A 26644-nucleotide genomic window follows, 5' to 3' on the forward strand; every position below is an offset into this window, starting at 1 on the left:
CGACGTGAGGGCCCGCTCAGCGGCCGCCGAAGTACTGGTCGAACAGCGCGTCGCCCTCGAGCTCGCGCATCTGCAGGCCGTCGAGCGCTTCGCGGAAGATGCCCGGCAGGCCGGCCGGCGCCGGGGCGCCCTCGGCGCGCGCGATCTCGCCGGCCAGCGTGCCGTGGCGGCGGTAGTGCGCCAGGATCTGCGACAGCGGCGGCGTGTCCGCCGCGGCCTCGGCCGGCGCCCACGGCGACGCCGCGGCGCCGGTGGCCGGAGACGGTGTCGATGAGCGCAGGCGTGCAGTCATGCGCCCATCCTAGGGTTTGTCCGTCTCCAGTGATCCGTGGATCAGCCGGGCGACGACCCGTCAGATCTGGTTACACACGCCGGGTCACAGGCTGAGGCGCACGTTCAGCGACAGCGCGCGGCCGCCCATCGGCGCCAGCTCGCGGGCGGTGCGCAAGGCGCTGGCGTTGGTGGCCAGCCGGTTGCCGGCGTTGTCGAGCTTGAGCGTCCAAGCGAGGTCGCGACCGCCCAGCTGCGTGGTCCAGCCGGTCCACAGGTCGAGCAGCGTCCAGCCCGGCGTCGGCACGTCGCCGGCGCCGACCCGGTCCTGCCGCGCCGCATGGCGGGCCTGCGCACCGAAGCGCCAGGCGCCCTGCCGCGCCTCGGCGCCCAGCGTCAGCCGCCAGGGCGCGAGCCGCGGCAGCGGGACGCCGGTGGACCGGTCGGTGCCGCGCACGAGGTCGAGGCTGCCGTGCGCATCGAGCTGCCAGGGCAGCTCGGCGATGCGCCAGCGGCCTTCGAGCTCGAAGCCGTGCAGCCGCGCCGGCACGCCGTGGAAGCGGTAGACGGGCACCGACGTGGTCTCGCCGTCCTCGCCCGCCACGTCGATCGTCTCGCCGGTGGTATCGAGCGCGATGTAGTTCGAGAAGCGCGCCGCCCACAGCTGCGCCTGCAGCCGGTGCGCGCCGCGCTTCCAGCCGATGCCCAGCTCCCCATGGCGGCTGCGTTCGACGGCCAGCGTCGGGTCGCCGCGCTCGAAGGCGCCGGTGGCGACGTGCAGGCCGTTGGCGAAGAGCTCGTAGTAGGCCGGCGCGCGCTCGGTGCGGCCGACCGATGCGGTCGCCTGCCATTCGCTCGCCAGCGCCCATTGCGCCGACAGCGAGGCGCTCTTCGGCGAGAAGCGGCGCTCGGCGGCGTCGCCGAAGCGCGCTTCGCCGGCGCCGGCCGCATCGTCCGCCCGATCACCCGACGAGCGCACGCGGCTGCGTTCGAGCCGCGCGCCGGCGCCGAGGGTCAGCGCCTGGCCGCGCCATTCCTGCAGCGTGAAGAGACCGGCGCTGCGGGTGCGGGTGTCGGGCACGAACGCTTCCTCGCCGAGCGCCGAGAAGCTCAGCGACTCCAGCTGCAGCCCGAGCGCGCCATGCCAGCGGCCGTCCAGCCCGGGGGCTTGCCGCGCCAGCACCCGCAGCTCGCGGCCGCTGGAACGGAAGCGGGTGCCGACCTCGCCGCTGCCTTCGACCTCGTCGTGGCGGTAGCGCGTCGCGCCGAGGCGGAACTCCAGCTGCGAGAACGGCCCGGCCAGGCGGCGCCGTTCGCCGGCGAGCTGCACCTGCGAGCGGCGCATGCGGATGGTCACGTCGGGCTCGACGGTCACGCCGTAGTCGTTGCCGTAGCCGTCGACCGCCGCGCCGAGGTAACCGTCGGCGCCGGCCCAGCTGACGCCGACCGCCCCGGCCTGGCTCTCGCCGGCACTGTTGGCGATGCGGGTGGCCGGGGCGCCGGGTTCGCCTTCGCGCATCGGCGTGAAGCGCGGCACGCGCTGGTCCTCGCTGCGGCGGGCGGCGAGGTCGGCATGCCAGTTCAGCCCGCCGGACCCGCCGTCGAGCACCGCGGCGCCGGCGCGCTCGTTCGCCGCGCCGCCGACACGCAGCTCGGCGCGACCGGCCAGGCCGTCGAGCGGCTGGCGCGGCACGCGGTTGTCGATCGCATTGACCACGCCGCCGGTGGCGTTGCCGCCGTACAGCAGCGCGGCCGGGCCGCGCAGCACCTCGATGCGCTCGACGACCAGCGGATCGATCGCCACCGCATGGTCGAAGCTGAGGTTCGACGCGTCGGGCGTCTGGCCGCCGTTGTCGAGCAGGCGCACGCGGTCGCCGTCGAGGCCGCGGATCACCGGGCGCGCGCTCTGCGGGCCGAAGCCGGTGGACGCGACGCCGGGCAGCCCGTCGAGCGTCGCGCCCAGGGTGCCGCCGCGGCGCAGCGCGAGGCCGTCGCCGGCGAGCACGCTGGCCGGCTGCAGCAGCGCATCGCGGCCGAGCGGGTTGCCGGTGACCACGACGGTGGCGGTCGCGGCGGGTGGGGTCTGGGCGTGAAGGGAGGAAGCAGCGCCGAATGCGCTGGCAACGGCCAGCGCGACGGCATGCGGATGCAGTCGGGTCATCGAAGAAAGTCCTGGCAAGAGGCAGCGGACGGCGCATCGCGCGGCCGGAGGCGGCCACGCCGAGGCGTCGTCGGGGGAGGGGCGGCGCGGTGGCCGCCGGGCTCAGGCCAGGTGGGTGGGCGGTCCGCGGGCGTGGTAGCCCGCGCCGGTGCCGCCGCGCAGCGTGTGCACGGCGGTGGCCGGCGCGACGGCTTCGCCAGGGAGCCGTGCGATCACCAGGGGCGCCGCTGGCAGCGCCGTGCCGAGCGCGGCGAGCGCCAGGCATTCGAGGCAGGCGAGCTCGATCGTCGCGCCGCCGTCGTCGCCCGGTTCAGCCGTCGTCGCGGCCGCCGCTGCCGGGCCGGCTTGGCCGAGCGGGTGATGCATCCAGCCATGCAGCAGCGCGGCGGGCTGCATCAGCAGCACCAGCAGCGAGAGCAGGATCAGCAGGCGGGAGCGCATGGCGGTCGGAGGCGCGCAAGCTTAGCAGCGCTGCAGGGATTCCCTCCGACGGGGGGTTGCTGTCCACCCGCCGGGGCGATGGTGCGCGGCGGCGTCGCGGCGGACGATGCCGGTCAACGAACCACGAACGCCAGGAGGACCCCATGAGCGCCACGACCCTCGCCGACCCGACGCCCGAGCAGCCCGCCGACGACGCGGCGCGCGGCTGCGGCTGGTTCGATTCCAGCCACGAGCTCGCGGCCGGGCTTGCGGTGATCGAGCACCGCGGCTTCGAAGCGCTGCCGGCCGGCCTGCCGCTGGCCTGGCAGATGGCGGCCTGGAGCGCGGCGAACGTGCGGGGACGTCAGCGCGCCGGCGCCTGGTAACGGTCGACCAGCGCCGCCTCGAGCCGGTACGCCGACGTGCCCATCGGCGAGCCCTGGCGCGCCGCGCGCAGCCGGCCGCTGACCCACACCGTGTCCATGGTCTGGAAGCCCTGGAGCGGCTTGGCCGGCTGCACCAGCACGATCTGGTTGGCCGGCGGCGGCGGGCTGTGGATGCAGGCGCCGAAGTACGGCACCAGCAGGAATTCGGTGATGCCGGCCTTGCTTTCGTCCAGTGGCACCAGGTAGCCCGGCAGCTTGATCGCCGCGCCGTCGAGCTTGGGCTCGGCCGGCGCGTTGTCCCAGGCCTCGCGCAGCTTGGTCATCATGTCCATCGCGCGCGGGTCGCCATCGTTGAGCGCGCCGAGGTTCTTGTCCTTCACGCCGGCCATCGGGTCCCAGCCCTTGGGCACCAGGTCGTCCCAGCGCAGCTCGGTGTAGCCGCCGGGCTTGCTGGCGGGCTGGGCGAAGGCGCCGGTGGCGGAGCCGGCGAGCGCGGCGAGCAGCAGGCGGCGAGAGATCGAGGCGGAGGACATCGTGGGCAATCTTTACAGGCGGGGCGACAGGCCGTCGACCAGCGACAACCGGTAGGCGCGCCACCCCGGCAGCAGGCTGGCCAGCCAGCCCCCGGCGAGCAGCGCGCCGATCAGCCGCCATTCTGGCGCGCCGGGCGGCGCGGCCCGCAATGCGAGGCCGAATTGCCCCTGCACCCAGTCGCCCGCCAGCGCCACCGTCAACCAGCAGGCGACGACACCCAGCGCGACCCCGGCCACCGTGACCAGCGCGCCTTCGAAGGCCAGCAGCCACAGCACCTGGCGCGGACCCGCGCCGACGGCGCGCAGGATCGCCAGCTCGCGCCGGCGCTCGTTCAAGCCCGCGAGGATCACCGCGACCAGCCCGCCCACCGACACCAGCGCCACCAGCGCGCTCATCGCCTGCAGGCCCCGTTCGCCGAGCGCGACCACCGTCCACAGCTCGTCGAGCGCGACGCCGGGCAGGATCGCCAGCAGCGGCTCGTCGCGGAAGGCCGCCACCTCGCGCTGCACCGAGAACACCGCGGCCCGGTTCTTCAGCCCCAGCAGCACCGCGGTGACGCTGCGCGGCGTCAGGTCGCGCTGCGCCGCCGCATCGGCCGACACCGCCATGCCGGGCAGCTTCGCGCCGGCGATCCAGTCGACATGCAGCGCCTCGATCGCCTGCAGGCTGACGTGCAGCGTGCGGTCCACCGGCGTGCCGGTGGGCGCGAGGATGCCGGCGACGGTGAAGGGCTTGTCGGCGTGGTCGTTGGCCTGCAGTGCGCCGTCGCCGTGCGCCAGGACCACGCGGTCACCGAGCTTGTAGTGCAGCCGTGCGGCGACCTCCGCGCCGAGCACGACGTCGTACAGCGCGTCGAACGGCTTGCCCTGGTGGAAGCGCAAGGGCTGCTTGTCGCCATGGCGGAAGTGCGCGAAGTAGTCGCCGGTCGTGCCCAGCACCGCGAAGCCGCGGTGGCTGTCGCCCAGCGACAGCGGCACCATCCAGGCCACCGCGCGGTGCTGCGCCAGCGCCTGCGCGCTGCTCCAGCGGATGTTGTTCGTCGCGTTGCCGATGCGGAACACCGAATACAGCAGCAGCTGCACCGGCCCCGTGCGCGCACCGACGATCAGGTCGGTGCCCGAGACGGCCGACGAGAAGTTCTCGCGCACGTCCTGCCGGATGCGCTCGATGCCCATCAGCAGGAAGCTCGACAGCGCGATCGACACTACCACCAGCGACAGCACGAAGCGGCGGTTCCACGCGCTGCGCGCGGCCAGGCTCAGCAGGGGCTTCATGCGGTCACCGCCGGCGGCTGCGCTGTCGCGCGGTTCAGCGCCGGCAGGTCCAGCTGACGGTCGAAGTGAGCGGCCAGGCGCGCATCGTGGCTGACGAAGACCAGCGCGCTGCCGGCGTCGGCGCAGGCCTCGCGCAGCAGCGCCATGAAGTTGTCGCGCAGGTCCTCGTCGAGTGCCGAGGTCGGTTCGTCGGCGATCACCACCGCCGGCGCGCCGATCAGCGCGCGAGCGGCGGCCACGCGCTGCTGCTGGCCGACCGACAGCGCGCCGGCCGGCCGGTGCCACAGCGCGCGGGCCAGGCCGATGCGTTCGAGCAGCCGTTCCGCGTCGCCGGCGGGCGTGCGGGCCGCGCGCGGCTTGGAGAACCGGCACGGCAGCCGCACGTTGTCGAGCACCGACAGGTAGGCCAGCAGGTTGAACTGCTGGAAGATGTAGCCGAGGTGGTCGGCACGCCACGCGTCGCGGCCGGCCGACGACAGCGTGCGCCAGTCGCGGCCGAGCAGCGCGAGCTCGCCGGCATCGGCCAGCAGCACGCCGGCCAGCAGCGACAGCAGGGTCGACTTGCCGCTGCCGCTGGGGCCGCGCAGGAACAGGCGTTCGCCGGCGGCGACGGTCAGCTCGTCGATCTGCAGCAGGTCGGCATCGGCGCCGGGCCAGCGGTAGCGCAGGCCGCGGACCTGCAGCGCGGGGGCGGTGGACATGGGCGCGCAGCTTAGCCGCTGCGCGCGGTTCATCCGCGCTGCTTGCGGCTGGTGCCGCGCCGGCGCGGCTTCGTCGCAAGCCGCTCGCGGCGCGTTGCCCGGCTCCCTACAGTCCACCCCATCGACAGACGCCACGCCACAGGAACCGACCATGAACAACGCCCTCACCGCCCAAGCCACCGCCTTCGGCCTCGCCGCCCTCGTGACGCTGGGCGTGCTGTTCGGGTTGAATGGGCTGGCGCACACCGAATTCCAGGCCGCGCAGCAGCTGGCGCAGGCCACCGCCTCGCAGCAGTCGACCTGACCCCTTGACTCCTCCCGTCCCCCGTTGACCTCGGGGATGTTTCACCCGCCGGACCGCAAGGCCGGCGGGTTTTTTCATGCCGCTACGATGCGCGGCTTCTAAGAGCGATGCCTCGGAGGCGCGATGAAAGCAGTGTGGAACGGCGTGGTGGTCGCCGAGAGCGACGACACGGTGGTCGTCGAGGGCGAGCACTACTTCCCGGAAGCGGCGCTGAAGCGCGAGTACATCACCTTCAGCAACCACCGCACCAGCAACTGGATGGGCCAGGCGCAGTACTACAGCCTGTTCGTCAACGGCGAGCTGAAGCCGGACGCGGCCTGGTACTACGCCGAACCGACCGACGCGGCCCGGGCGCTCAAGGGCCGCGTCGCCTTCGGCAAGGGGGTGCAGGTCATCGACTGACCTGCGCCCGGCCGATCAGGCCAGCGTGCCGTTGCGGAAGTCCTCGACCGCCTGCATCAGCTCGTCGCGCGTATTCATCACGAACGGGCCGTACTGCGCGATCGGCTCCTTCAGCGGCCGGCCCGCGATCAGCAGCGCGCGCGTCGGCTCGTCGCCGGCGGTCAGCACGACGCCGTCGCCATCGGCGCGGTTGGCCAGCACCGCCATGCGCTGCAGCGGCACGTTCGTGCCCTCGATCGACAGCGCGCCGCGGTAGACGTAGACGAAGGCGTTGAACGCCGGATCGAGCGGCTGCTCGAAGCGCGCGCCCGGCTCCAGGTGCAGGTCCAGGTACAGCGGCTCGGTGCGCGGGCGCTGCACCGCGCCTTTCACACCGTAGCTCGAGCCGGCGATCACCCGCACCGTGACGCCGTTGCGGCTGAACTCCGGGATCTCGGTCGACGGGATGTCGCGGTAGCCGGCGGGCTGCATCTTGTCCGCCGCGGCGAGGTTCAGCCACAGCTGGAAGCCTTCCATGCGGCCTTCTTCCTGCTCCGGCAGCTCGCTGTGGATCACGCCGCGGCCGGCGGTCATCCACTGCACGCCGCCATTGGTCAGCAGGCCTTCGTGGCCGGCGGAGTCGCGGTGGCGCATGCGGCCGGCCAGCATGTAGGTGACCGTCTCGAAGCCTCGGTGCGGATGGTCCGGGAAGCCGGCGATGTAGTCGCCGGCGTCGTCGGAGCCGAAGGCATCGAGCATCAGGAAGGGGTCGAGGCGGAACTGCAGCGGCTGCGTCAGCACGCGGGTCAGCTTGACGCCGGCGCCGTCGCTGGTGGCTTGTCCAGCGACCAGGCGCTCGACGGACCGGCCGCGCGCGACGACGGTGTTGTCGAGGGTGGTCGTGTTCATCAGGAGACTCCGTGGTTGGGGGTGGGGGGAACTCAGGCGGTTTCGACAGCTTGCAGCAACTCGGCGATCTGCGCCTGCGCCGCGGCGATGCCCGCGGCCTCGGCCTCGGGACCCATCGCCAGACCTTCGGCGTAGACGAAACGCACATCGGTCATGCCCAGGAAGCCGAGCACCGTCCTCAGGTAGGGCACGACGGTGTCGCTGGGCTGGTCGCGGTGGATGCCGCCGCGCGTCAGCACCGCATAGACCGTCTTGTTCTTCAGCAGGCCTTCCGGACCACTGGCGGTGTACTGGAAGGTGACGCGGGCGCGGGCGATCGCGTCGATCCAGTTCTTCATCTGCGCGCTGACGCCGAAGTTGTACATCGGCACGCCGAGCACGATCACGTCGGCCGCCTGGATCTCGGCGATCAGCGCATCGTCGAGCGCGACGCGGGCGGCCTGCTCGGGCGTGCGGGCATCGGCCGGCGTGAACAGCGCGCCCAGCGTCGCTTCGTCGAGCACGGGATGCGGCTGCGCGGCGAGGTCGCGCAGCGTGAAGCCGGCCTCGGGGTTCGCCGCCCGCAACTGCTGCACCAGCTCGTCGGCCAGGCGGGTCGAGATCGAACCGGCGCCGTTGGCGTAGGGACGGGCGCTGGAATTGACTTGCAGGATGTTCATCAGGGGCTCCTTGGCGGCGGGGTCGGGGGGTGAATCGATGGGCTCCACTGTATTGATCGCACTGGGGCAACGGAAGCCATCGATCGGGATAACTTCGTTGCACCAGCGGAACAATCGACCGATGATTCGGGCCATGGACCTCGATGCCAACGACCTGCTGCTGTTCGCCCGCGTGGCCGAATCGGGCAGCTTCAGCCGCGCCGCCGAACGCGTTCGGCTGCCGAAATCCACCGTGTCCCGGCGCATCGCGGCGCTGGAGAAACGCCTGGGCGAACGCCTGCTGCAGCGCAGCACCCGCAAGCTGTCGATCACCGAGTTCGGTTTCGGCGTGCTCGACCATGCGCGCGCGCTGGCCGCCGAGGTCGACGGCGCGCAGGCGCTGGCCTCGCACCGCCAGGCGCGGCCGAGCGGGCGCCTGCGGGTGTCGATGCCCGGCGACTTCGCGAACGTCGCGCTGCCGCAGATGCTGGCCGAGTTCGTGCGCGCGCACCCGGCGATCCAGCTGGAGATGGACCTGTCGCCGCGGCGCGTCGACCTGATCGGCGAGAACTTCGACCTCGCGGTGCGCATGGGCGACCTGCCGGAGGACAGCCAGCTCGCCGCGCGCCGGCTGGCCCGCATGACCCTGGGGCTGTACGCCTCGCCCGTTTACCTGGACGAGGTGGGTGAACCGGGCACGCCGGACGACCTGCTGGCGCTGCACGGCCTGCTGCTGCTGGGGCGCAGCGGGGAGGCGCGCAGCTGGCAGCTGCTGCGTGGCGAGGGCACCGACACGCCGGCACAGTGGCAGGGCGCGCCGGCGCGTTTTTCCAGCGCCAACTCGCCCGACGTGTTGCTGCGCATGGCGCTGGCGGGCTGCGGCGTCGTCTCGGCGCCGGACTTCTACGCAGCGACCATGGTGCGCGCCGGCAGCCTGCGCCGCGTGCTGCCCGAGTGGTGTCTGCCACCGTCCGAGTGCTGGGCGGTATTCCCCGGCCGCCGCCTGATGCCGGCGCGCACGCGCGTGTTCATCGACGCACTGGCGACCACGCTGGGCACCTGCACGGAACCGTCGGTGCAGGCGTGAACCGGTGGTGAGCCGGTGAACGTCGCGGGCGCCGGGCGCTTCAGTGCGCCAGCAGCGCGCCGGCGAAGGCCAGCAGCAGCAGCAGCGCGCTGGTGTAGGCGACGTGGCGCAGCACCGCGCGCAGCAGCGCCGGCACGTCGTCGGCGGGGGGCGGGCACACGGACAGCTCGGCTGCGGACATGTCGCGGTCTCCTGGGTTGGTCATGCCACAAGACTAGGCGCGCGCCGCCCCGCCGCCCAGGCTCGTGGTTCACCGCGCGCCTGTGACCGACCGCACGCGGGCGCAGTGCGAAAGCAACACCGCCCGGGGCTGCCGCGGCGCGGGCAACGGTGGTTCAATGCACGCAGGTCGCGGCGGGCGTCGCGGCCGGGCCCGAATCTCCGGATCCTCCGACGTGGGAGGGACGATGGCGGAACCGCGAAGTCCTGCGAGACGCCGCGCGCTCGGCGCGATGGCCGCCGTCCTGTTCGCGCCGCGCATCGGCGCGCAGCCGCGGCCGCAGCGCATCGGCTTCCTCAACGGCGGGATGTCGCCCGACGAGTCGATCCAGCGCCACCTCATCCGGCCCTTCCGCGAAGGCTTGCGCGCGCTCGGCCGCGTCGAGGGTCGCGACCACGTGATCGAGTTCCGCTTCGCCGAAGGCCGCGCCGACCGCCTGGCGCCGCTCGCCGACGAACTGCTGCGCTGGCAGCCGGACCTGCTGGTGTCGACGGCCAACGCGCCGACGCGCGCGCTGCAGCAGGCGACGACGACCGTGCCGATCCTGGCGCTGGCAGTCGACGACCCGGTGGAGCTCGGTTTCGCGAAGACCTTCGCGCGGCCCGGCGGCAACATCACCGGCATCAGCTCGTGGGGGGCCGAGCTGCTGGCCAAGCGGCTGGAGCTGATCAAGGCCCTGCTGCCGGGGGCGCAGCGCGTGGGCGTGCTCGGCAACACTGCCAGCGCGAAGCAGGAGCCGCTGGAACGCGCCCTGCGGCGCTTCGGCGAGCCGCTCGGGCTGCAGACCCAGGTGGCGCTGGCCACCACGCCGGAGCAGTTCGGCGACGCCTTCGAGGCTTTCAGGCGCGGCCGCGCCGAGGCGGTGATGGTGCTCGCCGATCCGATGATCTTCATGCACAAGGGGCGCATCGCCGAGCTGTGCAACCAGTACCGGCTGCCGTCGGTGTGGGGCGGCCGCGACTACCTGCACGGCGGTGGCCTGGCGTCGTACCAGGCGGACTTCATCGAAGTGTTCAGCCGCGGCGCGGTGCTGGCCGACCAGATCCTCAAGGGCGCGAAGCCGGCCGAGATGCCGTTCGAGCGCGCGAACAAGCTGGTGCTGGTGATCAACCTGAAGGCGGCGCGCGCGCTCGGCATCACCGTGCCGCGCCCGCTGCTGCTGGCGGCCGACGAGGTGCTGGAATGAAGCGGCGGGCGTGGCTGCCGGGCAGCGTCGCCGGCGTGGTCGGCGCGGCGTCGGCCGCCGCTGGCCGACGCGGACGAGGTGATGCGGTGAGGGGCGAGCGGTGACCGCGCGCGAGCCGATCGCCGACGTCGGCCCGGCCGCGGCGGACGAACCACCCGCGCCCGTCGCCAACCGCTACCACGGTCGCCTCTTCCGCAAGTACCTGCTGCTGATGCTGACGCTGGTCAGCGTTTCGCTGCTGGCGTCGGGCGCGATCGGGCTGGTCTTCTCGTACCAGGAGACACGCGCTGCGCTGGCGGACCTGCAGCACGAGAAGGCGGTGGGCGCCGCGGCGCGCATCGAGCAGTACATCGGCCAGGTCACGCGCCAGCTCGGGCTGGCCGCGCTGCCACAGCTCGATGCCGACGACCACGAGCTGCGCCGCATCGAGCTGATCAAGCTGCTGCGCCAGCAGCCCGAGGTCACCGATGCGGCATGGCTGGACGCGGCCGGGCGCGAGCAGGTCAGCGTGTCGCGGCTGGCGCTGGAGACCGTCGGCGGCGGGCGCGACCGCTCGGCCGAGGCCGCTTTCACCGCGCCGGGCCGCGGCCGGCCGTGGTACGGCCCGGTGTACTTCCGCAAGGAGACCGAGCCCTACATGACGGTGGCCGTGCGCAGCAGCGACAAGGGGCCAGTGACGGTGGCCGAGCTGAACCTGAAGTTCATCTGGGACGTGATCTCGCGCATCCAGGTCGGCCGCGAGGGCAAGGCCTACGTCGTCGATGCGCAGGGCTTCCTGGTCGCCGACCCGGACATCGGCCTGGTGCTGCGCAAGACCAGCCTCGCCGCGCTGCCGCACGTCGCCGCGCCGCCGGCGGATGGCGCGCTGCAGTCGGTGAACCTCGCGGGCCGCCGCGTGCTGACGGCGGTGGCGCCGATCGAGTCGCTGCAGTGGCGCGTCTTCGCCGAGCAGCCGTCCTCCGAGGTCTATCACCGATTGGACGCGGCCATCGTGCGCACCGTGGCGCTGCTGGCGGGCGGGCTGCTGCTGTCGGCGCTGGCCGCGCTGCTGCTGGCGCGCGGCCTGGTGCGGCCGATCCGCGTGCTCGATGCCGGCGCGCAGCGCATCGGCGCCGGCGAGCTCGACCAGCGCATCGACGTGCACACCGGCGACGAGCTGCAGGCGCTGGCCGAGCAGTTCAACCGCATGAGCGCGCGGCTGGCCGAGTCGTATGCCGGCCTGGAGCGCACGGTCGACGCCCGCACCGCCGAGCTGCGCGAAGCGCTGGACTACCAGACGGCGATCAGCGGCGTGCTGCGGGTGATGAACGAATCACCGGGCGACACCGCGCCGGTGTTCGAGGCCATCCTCGACAGCGGCATGCGCCTGTTCGGCAGCGCGACCGCGGCGGTGTTCCGCTTCGACGGCACGCAGCTGCACCTGGCGGCCTACCGCAACTGGACGCCGCAGGTGGTCGAGCACATGCGCCAGCGCTTTCCGATGCCGCCCGACCCGGCATTGATGAGCGGGCGCGTGATCCTGCAGTCGCGCGTCGTCGTCGTCGAGGACTCGTGGGCCGACGAGCAGTTCGACAGGGTGTCGTCGCGGCTGGGCGGCTGGCGCAAGATGCTGGGCGCGCCGCTGCTGAAGGAAGGCGTGCCGGTCGGCGCGATCGTCGTCGCCTGGAACGAGCCGGGCACCGTGCCGCAGCGCCAGGTCGAGCTGGTGCAGACCTTCGCCGACCAGGCGGTGATCGCGATCGAGAACGTGCGGCTGTTCCACGAGACGCGCGAGGCGCTGGAGCGCCAGACCGCGACCGCCGAGGTGCTGCAGGTCATCAGCCGCTCGGTCGACGATACGCAGCCGGTGTTCGATGCGATCGTCGCCAGCTGCCAGCGGCTGTTCGGCGGCAACGCGATCCTGGTGCTGCCCGAGCACGGGCTGCTCAAGCGCGTGGCTTTCGCCGCCGATCCGGCACAGGACATCGAGACCGAAGGCGTGTGGGAATGGCCGCTGGATGGCAATACCGCGTCGGGCGACTGCGTGCTGACGTCCCGCGCGGTCGTCGTCCGGCATCCGGACGAGCTGATCGGGCGTTATCCAGGCTCGCTGCAGCTGGCCGCGGATGCGCGCTGGCGCTCGGCGCTCTTCGTGCCGCTGGTGCGCGAAGGCCAGGCCATCGGCTGCATCGGCGTGCTGCGCGGCACGCCCGGCGACTTCGGCGAGCAACAGATCGCGCTGGCGCAGACCTTCGCCGACCAGGCGGTGATCGCGATCGAGAACGTGCGGCTGTTCCACGAGACGCGCGAGGCGCTGGAGCGCCAGACCGCGACCGCCGACGTGCTGAAGCTGATCAGCCGCAGCGCGTTCGACCTCGACGCGGTGCTGAAGACGCTGCTGGAGAGTGCGTGCCGGCTGTGCGGCGCCGAGGGGGCCGTGCTGTTCCGGCCGGACGGCAGCGGCGCCTACCTGCCCGCGGCCTACCAGAGCTGGCAGCGCGATGCCGGCGAGCAGGCCCGCTACCTGGCGCAGCTGCGCGAACGGCCGATGCGGCCGGGCCGCGACAGCATCGTCGGCCGCGCGCTGCTGCAGCGCGAGCCGGTGTGCGTGCAGGACGTGCAGGCCGATGCCGAGTACGGCCGCCGGGACCTCGTCGAGCTCGGCCGCTTCCGCAACGTGCTGGCGGTGCCGCTGCTGCGCGAGGGCGAGCCGATCGGCGTGATCGCGCTGAGCAACTCGATCGGCGGGCGCCCGTTCGAGGACGCGCAGGTCGCGCTGGCCCAGACCTTCGCCGACCAGGCGGTGATCGCGATCGAGAACGTGAGGCTGTTCCACGAGATCCGCGACGCGCTCGACCGCCAGACCGCCACCGCCGAGGTGCTGCGCGTCATCAGCGGCTCGCCGACCGACGTGCAGCCGGTGCTCGACACGGTGGCCGAGCGCTCCGGACTGCTGTGCCGCGCCGAGGGCAGCCGCGTCTGGCTGGCCGAGAACGGCCAGCTGCGTGCGGCCACGAGCTACGGGGCGGCCTACCGCGACGTGACGGAGCGCGAGTGGCTGCCGCTGGACCGGCAGTCGATCGGCGGGCGCGCATTCGTCGAGCGCCGCTGCGTGCATGTGCCGGACGTGCTGCCGCTGATCGACGTCGAATACCCGGCCGTGCGCGAGCTGCAGGCGCGCTACGGCTTCCGCACCGTGCTGGCGGTGCCGATGCTGCGCGAGGACGAGGCGATCGGCGTCATCGCGCTGTTGCGCAACGAGGTGCGGCCCTTCGCCGCGGTCGAGATCGACCTGGTGAAGACCTTCGCCGACCAGGCGGTGATCGCGATCGAGAACGTGCGCCTGTTCCACGAGATCGAGGACAAGAACCGCCAGCTCGAGGCGGCCAACCGCCACAAGAGCGAGTTCCTCGCCAACATGAGCCACGAGCTGCGCACGCCGCTGAACGCGGTGATCGGCTTCTCCGAGGTGCTGCTGGAGCGCCTGTTCGGCGATCTGAACGAGAAGCAGGACGAGTACCTGCAGGACATCCACTCGTCGGGCCAGCACCTGCTGTCGCTGATCAACGACGTGCTCGACCTGTCGAAGATCGAGGCCGGGCGCATGGAGCTGGACCTCACGCGCTTCGACCTCGGCCTGCTGCTCGAGCATTCGCTGACGCTGGTGCGCGAACGCGCCGCGCGCCAGGGCCTCGCGCTATCGCTCGAAGTGGGCGACGGCCTGCAGGAATGGGTGGCCGACGCGCGCAAGGTCAAGCAGGTGGTGGTGAACCTGCTGTCCAACGCGGTGAAGTTCACGCCGGCCGGCGGCCAGGTCAGCATGCGCGCGCGGCGGGCCGGCGATGTCGCCGAGATCGCGGTGACCGACAGCGGCGTCGGCATCGCGCCCGAGGACCATGCCAAGGTGTTCGAGGAATTCCGCCAGGCCAGCGGCGACTACCTGCGCAAGGCCGAAGGCAGCGGCCTGGGCCTGGCGCTGGCGCGGCGTTTCGTCCAGCTGCACGGCGGCGAGATCACGCTGGTCAGCGCGCCGGGCGCCGGTTCGACCTTCCGCTTCACGCTGCCGCTGCACGACACGGAGGTGCCTTGACATGAGCCGCATCCTGATCGTCGAGGACAACGAGAAGAACCTGAAGCTGCTGCGCGACGTGCTGCGCCACCAGGGCCACGAGGTGCTGGAGGCGCCGACCGGCACGCAGGGCCTGGCGCTGGCGCTGGGCGAGCGGCGGCCGGACCTCGTGCTGCTGGACATCCAGCTGCCGGACATCGACGGCATCACCGTGCTGCGCCGCTTGCGCGAGGACCCGGGCCTGGACGCGGTGCCGGTGCTGGCGATCTCGGCCTCGGTGATGCCCGAGGAGCAGCACCGCATCACCGCGTCCGGCTTCGATGCCTTCGTCGCCAAGCCGATTTCGCTGAAGCCCTTCCTGGCGACGGTGGGCCGCTTCCTGTCCGCCGGCCGAACGCCAGGGGGATCGGCGTGAAGGCCGGGCCGGCGCACATCCTGGTCGTCGACGACATCGCGAAGAACGCGAAGCTGCTCGCCGACCTGCTGTCGGCCAAGGGCTACCGCACGACGACGGCCGCCTCCGGCGAAGCGGCGCTCGCCGCGCTGGAGGACGAGACGCCGGACCTCGTGCTGCTGGACGTGATGATGCCGGGCCTGAGCGGCTACGACGTCTGCCGGCGCCTGCGCGCCGATGGCCGCCACGCGATGCTGCCGGTGGTGCTGGTGACGGCGCTCGATGCGGCGAGCGAACGTGTGCAGGGGCTCGAGGCCGGCGCCGACGACTTCATCAGCAAGCCGGTGCAGCAGGCCGAGCTGCTGGCGCGCGTGCGTTCGCTGCTGCGCATCAAGGCGCTCTACGACGAGGTGCAGCGGCAGAGGGCCGAGCTGGCGGACTGGAACCGCACGTTGGAGCAGCGCGTGGCCGACGCGGCGGCGCAGCTGGAACAGGTCGGGCGCCTCAAGCGCTTCTTCTCGCCGGCGCTGGCCGAGGCCATCCTGGCCGGCGGCGCGGCCGATCCGCTGCAGAGCCATCGGCGCGAGATCACCGTCGTCTTCCTCGACCTGCGCGGCTTCACCGCCTTCACCGAGACCGCCGACCCCGAGGAAGTGATGGGCGTGCTGCGCGAATACCATGCGGCGATGGGCCGGCTGATCCAGGCCCACGAAGGCACGCTGGAACGTTTCGCCGGCGACGGCATGATGATCTTCTTCAACGACCCGCAAGTCATTCCCGATCCCGCGCCGCGCGCCGCGCGCATGGCGCTGGCGATGCAGCAGGCGATGGACGCGCTGTGCGCCGGCTGGCAGCGCCGCGGCTACGAGCTGAGGATGGGCATCGGCATCGCGCAGGGTTTCGCCACCATCGGCGGCATCGGCTTCGAGGGCCGCATCGACTACGGCGCGATCGGCAACGTCACCAACCTCGCGGCGCGGCTGTGCGGTGAAGCGGCGGGGGGCGAGATCCTGGCCTCGCAGCGGGTGGTCGGCGCGCTCGACGGTCAGGTGGACCTGCTCGCCGAGCCCGCCGGCGCGCTGACGCTGAAGGGCTTCCAGCGCCCGGTGCCGGCCTTTCGCATCCTGTCGGCGGCGTGAAACCGGGCGAACTGCCGTTGTCGGTCACGTCGGGGGCGCCGGCGATCGACCCCGTGAACCAGACGCCGATCGGCGTCGTGCACAAGACGCCCATCGGCGACATGCACCAGACGCCGATCGGCGTCGTGCACCAGCGCCGGCTGCGCCAGCTGTGGCGTTCGGCCGGCTGGCCGTTCCAGGACGTGGTCGAGCTCGAGCTGCTGGCCGCCGGCCTGCTGGCGCGCGAGCGTGACGGCCACGGCCGCGAGACGATGCGCGTCACCGATGCCGGCATCGCGCTGCTGATGCGCACGCTGGAGCGCAACCGTGGCGCGCGTGATGCGCACGAGGCGCTGGTGGGCCGCGTGGCGCGGGCGATGCAGCGCAGCGGGCGCATCGTCTGGCGCGGGCTGTCGCTGCGTGCGCTGGTCGGCGAGGGCGAGACCGCGGCCTGGGTGATGGCGATGCCGGACGTCTATTCGATCCGCCACACGACGGTGGAGGACTACCTCGAGCCGGTGGTGCACGAGATCAAGGTGCGCCGCGCCGACCTGCTGGCCGACCTGCGCAGGCCGACCAAGGGCGAGGCCTACCGGCAGATCGGCGGCCAGTGCTGGTACGTGCTGGCCGAGGGCATCGGTGATGCCGGCGACGTGCCCGAGTGCTACGGCGTGATGGTCGAGCGCGCCGATGGTGCGCTCGACGTGCAGCGCGCCGCGCCGCAGCGGGCGCTGAAGTTGCCCTTCGGCATCTGGATGGCGCTGGCGCGCGCGACGCCCGAGCCGCACGACGACGATTCGCAGGCGGCGCTGTAGCCGCGTGACGGAGCGTGCGGCACGGGTTTCCTCCCGGCCGCAGGCGCAACGGGGTCGGGCGTGGCAGCGCACAATCGATGCTCTTCACGCTTCCCACGAAGGAGCTCAGCCCCGATGCGTCGCCACCTCACCCTGGTCGCCCGCGCCGCCGTCCTGTCCACCGCGCTGTGCCTGGCCACCGGCGCGCCGGCCGCGCCCTCGAACCTGCCCGGCCCGGGCGTCGCGTGGATCGCCGCCGCGGCGGATGCCGAGGTCGATGCCGCGTTCGCGCAGGCGAAGGCCGAGAAGAAGCCGCTGCTGCTGTACTGGGGCGCGAAGTGGTGCCCGCCGTGCAACCAGCTGAAGGCGACGCTGTTCAACCGCCAGGACTTCATTGCGCAGGGCAAGAACTTCGTCGCGGTGTTCGTCGACGGCGACCTGCCCGGCGCGCAGAAGCTGGGCAGCCGCTTCAAGGTGCGCGGTTACCCGACGGTGATCCTGATGAACGCCGACGGCGTCGAGATCACCCGCCTGCCCGGCGAAGCCGACGCGCCGAAGGTGATGGCGCTGCTGCAGCAGGGCCTCGCCGGAGGCCGGCCGACCAAGGCGGTGCTGGCCGATGCCCGGGCGGGCAAGAAGCTGACGGCCAACGAATGGCGCGCGCTGGCGATGTACTCGTGGGACACCGACCAGGACACGCTGGTGCCCGAAGCCGAACGGCCCGCGCTGCTGGCGCAGCTGGCCGCCGCCTGCCCGCCGAAGGAAACCGAGTCGTCGACGCGCCTGCTGCTGAAGGCGCTGGGCGCGAGCGACGACGGCAAGGGCCTGAAGGCCGATGCGGCGCTGCGCACGCGGGTGACGAAGCTGCTGGCCGATCCGGTCGCCAGCCGCGCGCAGATGGAGACACTGGTCAACGATGCCGCCGACATCACCCGCGCGCTGACGCCGGATGAAGGCGCCGAACGCACGAAGCTGGTCGCCGGATTCGACGCCGCGCTGAAGCGCCTGCAGGCGGATGCGACGCTGTCGCGGGCCGATCGCATGTCGGCTTTGATCGCCCGCGTCGACCTCGCGCGCATCGAGATGCCGAAGGACGAGCGCCAGCCGAAGCTCGACGCCGCGCTGCTGAAGGACGTGCGCGACGTCGTGGCGCGCGACGACCGCGAGATCACCGACGGCTACGAACGGCAGGCCGTGATCACCTCGGCGGCCTACCTGCTCGGCCAGGCGGGGCTGTGGACCGACAGCGATGCGCTGCTGAAGGCCAACCTCGCGAAGAGCCATTCGCCTTACTACCTGATGAGCCAGCTCGGCGGCAACGCGCGCAAGCTCGGCCGCACCGACGACGCGCTGCGCTGGTACCAGGAGGCCTTCGACAAGAGCGAAGGCCCGGCGACGCGGCTGCAATGGGGCGCGTCGTACTTCAGCGCGCTGGTCGAGCTGGCGCCGCAGGATGCGGCGCGCATCGAAAAGACCGCGGCGCAGCTGTTCAGCGAAGCCGCGCAGGACAAGGGCGCGTTCTACGAGCGCAGCGCTCGCTCGCTGCAGCGCGTCGGCGTGAAGCTGGTGGCCTGGAACGCCGGCGGCAAGCAGGCCGCGGCGGTTGAGCGGCTGCGTGCGCAGCTGCAGGGCGTCTGCGGCAAGCTCGATACAAGCGACGCGCAGCGCGCCACCTGCGACGCGCTGGCGAAGAGCCTGGCCGTCAAACCGTCGGCTTGACCGGCGGCGGGCGGGCCGCGCCGGCGCGGCCCGCGTCGCTCACTTCTTCAGACCTTCCGCTTCCAGCGCGGCCTGCACCGCCGGCCGCGCGGCGACGCGCTTCTGGAACGCCAGCACGCGCTCGAACGCGCTCAGGTCCAGGCCGATCGGCTTGGCCCAGTTGGTCACCGTGAAGAGGTAGGCGTCGGCGACCGAGAACTGCTCGCCCATCAGGTAGTCCTTGCCTTCGAGCTGCTGGTCGATGTAGGCGTAGCGGCCGCGCAGCTTCTCCTTGAAGAGGTTCTTCGCCTCTTCCGGCATCGCCGGGTTGAACAGCGGCGAGTAGGTCTTGTGCAGCTCGGTGGTGATGAAGTTCAGCCACTCGATCAGCCGGTAGCGCGCCATCGTGCCGGCGGCCGGTGCGAGGTGCTTCGCCGGCACCTGGTCGGCGATGTACTGCACGATCGCCGGGCCTTCGGTCAGGCGCTGGCCGTCGTCGAGCTCCAGCAGCGGCACGTAGCCCTTCGGGTTGATGGTGTAGTAGTCGGTGCCGTCGGCGAGCTGGTGCGTCTTGGTGCTCGCGAGCACCGGCTGGAACGGCAGGCCGGCCTCGCGCAGCACGATGTGCGGGCTCAGCGAACACGCGCCGGGGCTGTAGTAGAGCTTCATGTCACCTCCTGGGGTTGTCGTTGACGGGCTCGGACGATAGCCCTGGCCCCAATACCCATGTTGCCCGGTGCGCCTCGCCGGGTCGTGTTAGGAGCGGCCGTCCGCGGCACGGCGTGTGCGCTGCGTGGCGCCCAGCGCCGACAGCACGGGTTCGCCGCCTGGCGGCACGGGCGCCGGCGCCAGCGTGCGCCAGTGCGCCAGGAACGCGGGGTAGATGCGTTCGTTGCCGAACCGACTGAGGTGGTCGCCGTCGAAGTACAGCGGCTGTCGCGACGCCGTGATCGCCGTGCACCACGCGTCCGGGCACAAGGCATCGAAGGGGTCGAAGATGCTGACGCGCTGCGCCGGGTGGCGCGCGCGGATCGCTTCCAGGGCCTGCAGGATCGGCGCGCGGAACGCGATCTCCTCTTCGCGTCGTTCGGTGAGGCCGTTGCTGCAGATCGGGTTGCGGGCCGTCCACGGATCCACGCAGCGGAAGGCCGGGGCCCTGAAGATCGGCGCGGGCGCGAACAGCACGACGTGCAGGCCTCGATCGACGAGCGGCTTGATCCAGGCGTCGGACTCCACGACGTAGCGCTCGCGCGCCGCGGCCTGGGCGCCGCTGAAATGCTGGGCGATCACCGGCGCGCTGTCCCCGAAGGCCCACTGGTTGCCGAAGCGCGGCAGCCGCAGCGAGGACAGCAGCGCGACATCGCCTGGCCGGGCCTGCGCCAGCACTTCGTCGAGCGCGATGCGGGCCTCCTTCGAGCAGCGCGTCGGCTGCTCCGACGACATCGGTTCGCGCAGGTTGACGTACTGGCAGCCGGGGACCTGGTGCGTGACGACGTGCACGGACTCGCCGACGGCGAGCCGCTGCAGCATCGGCAGCAGCATCGTGGCGTGCGAGTCGCCAAGCACGTACAGGCGCCGGCCCGCCGTGGCGCCCGTCGCTTCGGGCGGACAGGGCAGGTGCTCGACAACGAACTGGCCAGGCAGGTTGCGGTAGCGCGGGCCGGCCAGGCCGCAGGCGGGTGCCCGCAACGTGGGGTCGTGGTGCTCGGCGTACCAGTCGACCGCGTGACGCTCGACCTCGGACAGGGACAGCCGGTGCCGCTGCTCGAACAGCGTGTGCGCGCCGAACGCGACGGCGGCGGTGGCGGTGATCATGCACGGCGTCGCGACGAGCGCGGGCAGGCGGCGCCAAGGCTCGCTGCGGCGCAGCGGCTGTTCGACGAAGCGATAGGACGCCGCGGCGGCGAGCAGGGACAACGCGATGGCCGAGGCGATCGCGAGCGCCGACTCCATGCCCCAAGTCCAGCGCATCATGACGAAGATCGGCCAGTGCCAGAGGTAGAGGCCGTAGGACCGCAAGCCCGCCCACTGCAGCGGCGCCGAGCTCAGCACGGCAGCGACGCCCTGGGGGCGTGCGCCCGGCCAGCCGATGAGCAGCAGCGCGCCGGCGATGGCCGCGCCGGCCCAGGGGAACGGCGCCGTGCGCTGGTTCGCAAAGAACGCGGCCGCGCCGAGCAGCAGCGCGCCTGCGATGCCCCAGGCACGCCGGTGCAGCGGCGCGCCGGCGGCGGGCCGCTGATGCCAGACGCAGAGGTACCAGAGCACGCCGGCCGCCAGTTCCCAGAAGCGGCTGGCGATGCCGTAGAAGGCGCGCGTCGGGTCCGTCTGCGTCCACGCGGCGCACAACGCGAGAGAGGCGAGCGACGCCGCGCCGAGCAGCGGGATCGCGAAGCGCCGCGACCGCAACGCCAGGAAGACCAGGAACGGGGCCGCGAGGTAGAACTGCTCCTCGACGCCGAGCGACCAGGTGTGCGTGAAGGGGCTGAATTCCGCGCGCGGCGAGAAGTAGGTGTCAGCCTGGGTCGTCAGCGCGACATTGGCGAGCCCGGCGAAGGCGAACATCGCGACCCGCTCGGCCTCGGCGCCCAGCCACGAGCGTGGAATCAGCAGCACCCACGCCACGCACGACAGCGCCAGGACGGCGAGCGCGGCGGGCACGATGCGCGTCAGGCGGCGCTTGTAGAAGCCGGCCAGGAAGGGGCCGAGGCGTTCGTCTCGGTGCTGGCTGAGCGCGGCGGTCACCACGAACCCGGAGATCGCGAAGAACACGTCGACGCCGAGGAAACCGCCCGGCAGCAGCCCCGGACCGGCGTGGTACGCGACCACAGCCAGCACCGCGAGCGCACGAATGCCATCGATGTGGCGTTGATAGTTCATGTTCCTCCCTGCTCTCGTCCCTTGGGCGTTCGCCGTGTTACCGGGCTCCTCGATCTGCCCGGGCAGCGACGGCCGCTCATCCGCGAGGTCAGGAGCATGCACGAACCAGGGCGAGAAACCGGCCGTTCGAGTTACAGAATCCGCAGTTCGACCGATCGTGCCGCCGCCCGACCGCCGGCGCGCCAGAATCGCGCCCATGGGAACCGCATGGTCGTGGCTGGCTGGCGCCGGTCTGGTGCTGTATTGCGCCGCGTCGTCGGCGCCGGCCGCCACGCTGAAGGCCTGCCGCCTGAAAGGCGTGGAGCACGAAGCGCTGTGCGGCGCGCTGCAGCGGCCGCTCGACCCGGCGCAGCCGAACGGCGCGCAGATCACGCTGCACTACGCGGTGCTGCCGGCGCTGGCGCGGCGCAAGGCGCCGGACCCGGTGTTCTTCTTCGCCGGCGGACCGGGGCAGAGCGCGGTGCAGCTGGCCGGGCCGCTGTCCAAGCGCTTCGCGCGCTTCGGCAACCGGCGCGACCTGGTCTTCGTCGACCAGCGCGGCACCGGCGACAGCGCGCCGCTGAAGTGCCCCGACGACGGCGAGCGCCAGCCGTCGAGGCCGCTGGCCGAGCTGTTCGACGAAACGCGCCTGGAGCGGCGCGTCGCCGCCTGCCGCAGCGCGCTGCAGCAGCTGCCGCATGGCGACCTGACGAAGTACACGACGACGATCGCGATGGCCGACATCGACGCGGTGCGGCAGGCCCTCGGCGCCGCGCGGATCAATGCCATCGGCGGCTCGTACGGCACGCGCGCGGTGCTGGAATACATGCGCCAGTTCCCGCAGCAGGTGCGGCGGGCGGTGATCGACGGCGTCGCGCCGCCGGACATGCGCCTGCCGACGGCGTTCTCGCAGGACAACCAGGCGGCGTTCGACGCAGTGTTCGACGCCTGCGCGAAGGACGCCGCCTGCCACCGGCGCCATCCGGACCTGCGCGCGCAGTGGCAGCGGCTGCTGGCATCGCTGCCGCGCGAAGTGAGCGTCCAGCATCCGCTGACCGGCCAGCCGGAAACCGTGCGACTGTCGCGCACGATGCTGCTCGGCGCGGTGCGCGGGCCGCTGTACGCGCCGACCTTGGCGGCGGGCCTGCCGGCGGCGATCGATGCGGCGGCGGGCGGCCGCTTCGAGCCGCTGATCGGCCTGGCGTCGTCGCTGGCGGCGGGCGAGAACATGGCGACGGGGATGCACTTCTCGGTGGTCTGCAGCGAGGACCTGTCGGCCGCGGCGCCGGCGGTGGCGGTCAGCGAAGGGCGCGACTTCGGCGGCGCCTTCGCGGCGATGTACGGCCGCGTCTGTGCCGACTGGCCGCGCGGCACGCCGCCGGCGGAGTTCTACCGCATCGGCCCGGCGCCGGCGCCGGTGCTGGTGCTGTCCGGCGGCGCCGACCCGGTGACGCCGCCGCGCCATGGCGCACGCGTCGCGCAGCTGCTGGGGCCGACGGCGCGGCATGTGGTGGTGCCCGAGGCCGGCCACGGCGTGCTGCAGCTGGCCTGCGTGCGCGACGCGGTGGTGCGCTTCGTCGACGCCGCGAACGACGACGAGGCGATGAAGGTGGACGCCGGCTGCGCCGCGACCCTGCCGCGGCCGCCGGCCTTCGTGCCGGTCGGCGCGAGCGGCCCGGCGGCCCAGGAGACACGATGATCGAGGTGCAGGGATTGGCGAAGCGCTTCGTGCAGGGCCGCGGCCGGCATGCGCGCACCGTGCAGGCGGTGCAGGGCCTGAGCTTTCGCGCCACCGCCGGCCGCATCACCGGGCTGCTGGGGCCCAACGGCGCCGGCAAGACGACGACGCTGCGCATGATCGCCGCGCTGATCCGGCCGGACGAAGGCCGCATCACCGTCGACGGCATCGACGTCGGCGCGCAGCCGCGGGCGGCGCTGGCGCGCATGGGCGTGCTGTCCGACGCGCGCGGGCTGTACCCGCGGCTGACGGCGCGCGAGAACATCGTCTACTACGGCCGCCTGCACGGGCTGGACGCCGACCGTGCGCAGGCCCGCGCGGAACAGCTGGCCGACACGCTGGAGATGCGCGCGCTGCTCGACCGCCGCACCGACGGCTTCAGCCAGGGCGAGCGCATGAAGACCGCGCTGGCGCGCGCGCTGGTGCACGACCCCTCGCACATCATCCTCGACGAGCCGACCAACGGCCTCGACGTGATCGCCACCCGCAGCCTGCGCGAGGCGCTGCGCCGGCTGCGCGATGAGGAAGGCAAGTGCATCGTCTTCTCGACGCACATCATGCAGGAGGTCGAGCGGCTGTGCGACCACGTGATCGTCGTCTCGCACGGCCGCACGGTGGCCGAGGGCACGGTGGCCGAGCTGCTCGCGCGCACCGGGCTCGACGACTTCGAGGCCTGCTTCGTGCAGCTGGCGTTCGAGCCGGCCGAACGGGCCGGCGACGGGGTGCACGCGGGGCGGGCCGAGCGCCGGGCCGCCCCAAGCCGGCCCGCCATCCCCGCGGGGGATCGGCCGACGTACTCGTCGGACGAGGGGCAGACATGAAGCTCGCGTGGATCGTGTTCGTCAAGGAACTGGTCGATGCCCTGCGCGACCGCCGCACGCTGGCGGTGGTGATGTTGTCGTCGGTGGCGATGGGGCCGCTGATCCTGGTCGCGATGTCCTTCCTGATCGCCGGCATCGAGCAGCGCGCGGAGTCGCGCGAGGTCTACGCGGTGGGCATCGAGCACGCGCCGAGCCTGCGCAACTACCTCGAGCGCCAGACCTTCGTGGTCAAGCCGGCGCCTGCCGACTACGAGCGCGCGCTGGTGTCCAAGTCCTTCGGCGATCCGGTGATCGTCGTGCCGCCGGGCTTCGAGGCGGACCTGGCGCAGGGCCTGGCGCCGCTGGTGGAGGTGGTCGGCGCCAGCGGCAATACCCGCGCGCAGGGCGGTCTGGGCCGGGTCGTGCGGCTGCTGCAGGGTTTCGGGCAGGAGCAGGCGCTGCTGAGGCTGGCCTGGCGCGGCGTCGCCCCGGCGCTGCTGCAGCCGGTGCAGATCGAGGAGCGCGACCTGGCCGACCCCCGCGCCCGCGCCGCGCAGCTGACCAGCGGCCTGCTGCCGTTCTTCGTGCTGATGGCGGTGCTCTACGGTGCGCTGAACGCGGCGCTGGACACGACCGCCGGCGAGCGCGAGCGCGGCTCGCTGGAACCGCTGCTGATGAACCCGGCGTCGCGCGGTGCGCTGGTGCTCGGCAAATGGGGCGCCGTCGCGGTGGTCGGCATGTTGATCGCGCTGCTGGCGAGCTTCAGCTTCCTGCCGGCGCAGTGGCTGCTGCGCAGCGAGACCCTGGCGGCGATGTTCCAGTTCGGCGTGCGCGAGGCGTCGCTCTTCGTCGCGCTGCTGCTGCCGCTGGCGGCGATGCTGTCGGCGCTGCTGATGGCGGTGGCGATCCGCTGCAAGACCTTCAAGGAGGCGCAGGCCAACAACACGGTGGTGATCCTGGTGGTGTCGCTGCTGCCGCTGGTGACCTTGTTCAACCAGGAAGGCGAGAAGGCCTGGCACCTGTGGGTGCCGGCGCTGGCGCAGATCACGCTGATGGCGCGGGTGCTCAAGGGCGAGCTGATCACCGGCATGGACCTGCTGCCGCCGTTGCTGGTGGCGGCGGTCGGTACTGCGCTGTGCGTGGCTTTCGTCGCGCGCCAGCTGCGCGGCGCGGCGTTGCGCTGACCCGGCTCGCGCCGGGCGCGGATCCGGCTCAGGCCGCGACGGCCCAGACGGGCGCCGGATGGCAGCTTTGCAGCACGCGCTCGGTCCACGGCAACGCACGGATCAGGTCGCCGTGGTGGCGCATCGCGTGGAAGGCGGGCAGCACCTCGTCGGTGGCGGTGCACAGGCGCAGGTTGGTGACGATGCCGAACAGGTCGCGCAGCAGCACGTCGCCGCGGCGCTCGTCCAGCATCCACTGCCAGGCCAGTCCGACATCGCCGCAGTCGGGCAGGTGGGCCGCCCACATCGTCAGGCCGCCGGTCCAGGTGCCCGGATCGGCCTGCGCCCTTTGAGAAACGTCACGTTGCTGCGTGACTTCTGTGCCCAAATGCCGGAGTCGCAGCGAGGAAATCCGGTCCAACCGACAGAATACGGGTTTCCATGCGTGCAGGCTCCAGGTCGGGCAGTAGGGGGCAGCGGGTGCGGTCACGGCGATCTCCCTGAGCGGGTGGTTACCGGACAGTTTTCGGCAAGCCGCCGGCGCTGGATATCTGTCAAACCTTGCAGGGCGGCGCCCTGCCGGCGCGGTCCGCCGCGCATGTCGCACGAATGTTGCCCGCGCTTTATTCGCCGCTGCTCCAGGCTCGAACCCCCGACGAGTTCCGGGATGAGATCGTGCGGACGACCCGGCAACTGGGCTTCGACACCGTCTCGGCGATGGTGGTGATCGATCCGGAGCCGCCGGCCGCCACGGCCCCCGAGCAGGCGGGCGACGAACGGCCGGTCGCGTTGCAGCGCAGCGAGTTCGTCGTCATCGACAACACGCCGGCCGCCTACCGCGCGGTCTTCGACAGCTCGGACCTGCAGCAGGCCGATCCGGTGATGCAGTACTGCAAGGCCTACAGCATCCCTATCGCCTGGGACCAGTCGACCTATGTCGATGCCGGGCGGGGCCCGCTCTGGGAGGAGCAGGCCCGATTCGGCTACCGCTCGGGCGTCGCGCTGGCCCTGCACCTGCCCGAGCGCCACCATTTCATGCTGGGCATCGACCGCGATGGCGCGCTGCCGATCGATGCCGGTGAACGCCAGCGCCTGCTGTCGGACATCCAGGTGTTCACCGCGTATGCCCTCGATGCCGCGATGCGCCTGCTGGTGCCCTCGCGCCAGCAGCCCGACCGTCCGTCCCTGACGCGGCGGGAAGTGGAGGTGCTCAGCTGGACCATGGCCGGCAAGACCGCTTGGGAGGTCGGCCGCATCCTCGGCATCAGCGAGCGAACGGCGGTGCTGCACATCGGCAATTCGATGCGCAAGCTCGACTGCCGCAACAAGAACCAGGCGGTGCTGAAGGCGCTGCGACTGGGGCTGATTCACTGATCTCCGGGCATCACCTGTCAGAGTTGACAGATTGGCGGCGAAGGGCGGACCGGCTGGAATGACACCCAGCCCCGCCGAGTGGGGTGTTCAACCAGCCCACGAGGTCCGCCATGAAACCCAGCCATGCCCTTGACGCGTCGAGCCTGTCGCCGAAGGGCGGGTGGTCACCGAAGGGTGGCTGGTGGGCGCC

26 protein-coding genes are annotated in these 26644 nt (G+C 72.3%); 14 read left to right on the top strand and 12 right to left on the bottom strand.

The features are described from left to right. Positions 1-16: 16 nt before the first annotated feature. The 3 genes from P1K89_RS20785 to P1K89_RS20795 all read right to left on the bottom strand — a co-directional run bounded on the left by P1K89_RS20785 (position 17) and on the right by P1K89_RS20795 (position 2872). Positions 17-292 carry a hypothetical protein gene (locus P1K89_RS20785; protein WP_284618419.1) on the bottom strand — a complete coding sequence of 92 codons (276 nt, stop codon included), beginning with the start codon at positions 290-292 and terminating at the stop codon, positions 17-19. An 84-nt stretch (positions 293-376) separates the two neighbouring features. After that, on the bottom strand, positions 377-2431 hold the full coding sequence (locus tag P1K89_RS20790; protein ID WP_284618420.1) for a TonB-dependent receptor: 2055 nt from the start codon (positions 2429-2431) through the stop codon (positions 377-379). Positions 2432-2533: 102 nt separating this feature from the next. Beyond that, positions 2534-2872 (bottom strand): hypothetical protein, encoded by a 339-nt coding sequence (locus P1K89_RS20795; protein WP_284618421.1) that lies wholly within the window; start codon positions 2870-2872, stop codon positions 2534-2536. Between the two features lie 143 nt (positions 2873-3015). Between P1K89_RS20795 and P1K89_RS20800 the strand changes: the two genes are divergently transcribed. Continuing rightward, positions 3016-3237, top strand: a complete 222-nt coding sequence (locus P1K89_RS20800; RefSeq protein WP_284618422.1) for a hypothetical protein — start codon at positions 3016-3018, stop codon at positions 3235-3237. On the opposite strand, the gene P1K89_RS20805 is transcribed toward P1K89_RS20800, so the two are convergent. From P1K89_RS20805 to P1K89_RS20815, 3 genes are read right to left on the bottom strand one after another with little or no spacing between them, the layout of a single operon-like run. Next, complete coding sequence (locus tag P1K89_RS20805; protein ID WP_284618423.1) at positions 3216-3770, bottom strand: DUF3299 domain-containing protein; 555 nt, start codon at positions 3768-3770, stop codon at positions 3216-3218. The two genes, P1K89_RS20800 and P1K89_RS20805, sit on opposite strands and share 22 nt — an antisense overlap. Positions 3771-3782: 12 nt before the next feature. Further along, positions 3783-5045, bottom strand: a complete 1263-nt coding sequence (locus P1K89_RS20810; protein WP_284618424.1) for an ABC transporter permease — start codon at positions 5043-5045, stop codon at positions 3783-3785. After that, entirely contained in the window at positions 5042-5746 is a 705-nt protein-coding gene (locus P1K89_RS20815; protein ID WP_284618425.1) for an ABC transporter ATP-binding protein, read from the bottom strand. The genes P1K89_RS20810 and P1K89_RS20815 overlap by 4 nt, the downstream gene beginning before the upstream one ends. 151 nt (positions 5747-5897) lie before the next feature. On the opposite strand from P1K89_RS20815, the gene P1K89_RS20820 reads away from it, so the two are divergent. Beyond that, the gene (locus tag P1K89_RS20820; protein ID WP_284618426.1) at positions 5898-6050 is read left to right on the top strand and encodes a hypothetical protein; all 153 of its coding nucleotides are present in this window, start codon (positions 5898-5900) and stop codon (positions 6048-6050) included. 123 nt (positions 6051-6173) lie between these two features. After that, on the top strand, positions 6174-6452 hold the full coding sequence (locus P1K89_RS20825) for a DUF427 domain-containing protein (protein WP_284618427.1): 279 nt from the start codon (positions 6174-6176) through the stop codon (positions 6450-6452). 15 nt (positions 6453-6467) lie between these two features. Here P1K89_RS20825 and P1K89_RS20830 read toward each other — a convergent pair whose 3' ends face one another. Both P1K89_RS20830 and P1K89_RS20835 read right to left on the bottom strand, forming a co-directional pair. After that, positions 6468-7340: a pirin family protein gene (locus tag P1K89_RS20830; protein WP_284618428.1), complete on the bottom strand. Its 873-nt coding sequence runs from the start codon at positions 7338-7340 to the stop codon at positions 6468-6470. Positions 7341-7372: 32 nt separating this feature from the next. Continuing rightward, positions 7373-7999, bottom strand: a complete 627-nt coding sequence (locus tag P1K89_RS20835; RefSeq protein WP_284618429.1) for an FMN-dependent NADH-azoreductase — start codon at positions 7997-7999, stop codon at positions 7373-7375. A gap of 121 nt (positions 8000-8120) precedes the next feature. Here P1K89_RS20835 and P1K89_RS20840 point away from each other — a divergent pair, with 121 nt between their 5' ends. After that, positions 8121-9065 carry a LysR family transcriptional regulator gene (locus tag P1K89_RS20840; RefSeq protein WP_284618430.1) on the top strand — a complete coding sequence of 315 codons (945 nt, stop codon included), beginning with the start codon at positions 8121-8123 and terminating at the stop codon, positions 9063-9065. A gap of 40 nt (positions 9066-9105) precedes the next feature. Here the strand turns inward: P1K89_RS20840 and P1K89_RS20845 are convergent, their stop codons facing one another. Then, positions 9106-9246, bottom strand: coding sequence for a hypothetical protein (locus tag P1K89_RS20845; RefSeq protein ID WP_284618431.1), 141 nt, complete (start codon positions 9244-9246; stop codon positions 9106-9108). Between the two features lie 271 nt (positions 9247-9517). Here P1K89_RS20845 and P1K89_RS20850 point away from each other — a divergent pair, with 271 nt between their 5' ends. From P1K89_RS20850 to P1K89_RS20875, 6 genes are all read left to right on the top strand, one after another. Next, entirely contained in the window at positions 9518-10471 is a 954-nt protein-coding gene (locus P1K89_RS20850; RefSeq protein ID WP_284618432.1) for an ABC transporter substrate-binding protein, read from the top strand. A gap of 100 nt (positions 10472-10571) precedes the next feature. Next, positions 10572-14540 carry a GAF domain-containing protein gene (locus P1K89_RS20855; RefSeq protein WP_284618433.1) on the top strand — a complete coding sequence of 1323 codons (3969 nt, stop codon included), beginning with the start codon at positions 10572-10574 and terminating at the stop codon, positions 14538-14540. Position 14541: 1 nt separating this feature from the next. Further along, entirely contained in the window at positions 14542-14934 is a 393-nt protein-coding gene (locus P1K89_RS20860; RefSeq protein ID WP_284618434.1) for a response regulator, read from the top strand. Continuing rightward, entirely contained in the window at positions 14931-16052 is a 1122-nt protein-coding gene (locus P1K89_RS20865; RefSeq protein WP_284618435.1) for an adenylate/guanylate cyclase domain-containing protein, read from the top strand. The genes P1K89_RS20860 and P1K89_RS20865 overlap by 4 nt, the downstream gene beginning before the upstream one ends. After that, entirely contained in the window at positions 16049-16846 is a 798-nt protein-coding gene (locus tag P1K89_RS20870) for a hypothetical protein (RefSeq protein WP_284618436.1), read from the top strand. The genes P1K89_RS20865 and P1K89_RS20870 overlap by 4 nt, the downstream gene beginning before the upstream one ends. 114 nt (positions 16847-16960) lie before the next feature. Further along, positions 16961-18544 (top strand): thioredoxin family protein, encoded by a 1584-nt coding sequence (locus P1K89_RS20875; protein ID WP_284618437.1) that lies wholly within the window; start codon positions 16961-16963, stop codon positions 18542-18544. Between the two features lie 39 nt (positions 18545-18583). On the opposite strand, the gene gstA is transcribed toward P1K89_RS20875, so the two are convergent. Then, the gene (gene gstA, locus P1K89_RS20880; protein WP_284618438.1) at positions 18584-19192 is read right to left on the bottom strand and encodes a glutathione transferase GstA; all 609 of its coding nucleotides are present in this window, start codon (positions 19190-19192) and stop codon (positions 18584-18586) included. An 87-nt stretch (positions 19193-19279) separates the two neighbouring features. Continuing rightward, complete coding sequence (locus tag P1K89_RS20885) at positions 19280-21598, bottom strand: acyltransferase family protein (protein ID WP_284618439.1); 2319 nt, start codon at positions 21596-21598, stop codon at positions 19280-19282. On the opposite strand from P1K89_RS20885, the gene P1K89_RS20890 reads away from it, so the two are divergent. From P1K89_RS20890 to P1K89_RS20900, 3 genes are read left to right on the top strand one after another with little or no spacing between them, the layout of a single operon-like run. Further along, on the top strand, positions 21597-23078 hold the full coding sequence (locus P1K89_RS20890; RefSeq protein WP_284618440.1) for an alpha/beta fold hydrolase: 1482 nt from the start codon (positions 21597-21599) through the stop codon (positions 23076-23078). The two genes, P1K89_RS20885 and P1K89_RS20890, sit on opposite strands and share 2 nt — an antisense overlap. Beyond that, on the top strand, positions 23075-23938 hold the full coding sequence (locus P1K89_RS20895) for an ABC transporter ATP-binding protein (protein WP_284618441.1): 864 nt from the start codon (positions 23075-23077) through the stop codon (positions 23936-23938). Before P1K89_RS20890 ends, P1K89_RS20895 begins: the two co-directional genes overlap by 4 nt. After that, positions 23935-25101 carry an ABC transporter permease gene (locus P1K89_RS20900; RefSeq protein ID WP_284618442.1) on the top strand — a complete coding sequence of 389 codons (1167 nt, stop codon included), beginning with the start codon at positions 23935-23937 and terminating at the stop codon, positions 25099-25101. The genes P1K89_RS20895 and P1K89_RS20900 overlap by 4 nt, the downstream gene beginning before the upstream one ends. A gap of 28 nt (positions 25102-25129) precedes the next feature. On the opposite strand, the gene P1K89_RS33455 is transcribed toward P1K89_RS20900, so the two are convergent. Next, positions 25130-25687, bottom strand: coding sequence for a DUF4902 domain-containing protein (locus P1K89_RS33455; protein ID WP_501040107.1), 558 nt, complete (start codon positions 25685-25687; stop codon positions 25130-25132). Between the two features lie 2 nt (positions 25688-25689). On the opposite strand from P1K89_RS33455, the gene P1K89_RS20910 reads away from it, so the two are divergent. After that, positions 25690-26454, top strand: coding sequence for a helix-turn-helix transcriptional regulator (locus P1K89_RS20910; protein WP_284618444.1), 765 nt, complete (start codon positions 25690-25692; stop codon positions 26452-26454). Positions 26455-26644 lie beyond the last annotated feature (190 nt).

The sequence above is a fragment of the Aquabacterium humicola genome, assembly GCF_030167915.1.
GTDB classification, from domain to species: Bacteria; Pseudomonadota; Gammaproteobacteria; order Burkholderiales; family Burkholderiaceae_C; genus Pseudaquabacterium; species Pseudaquabacterium humicola.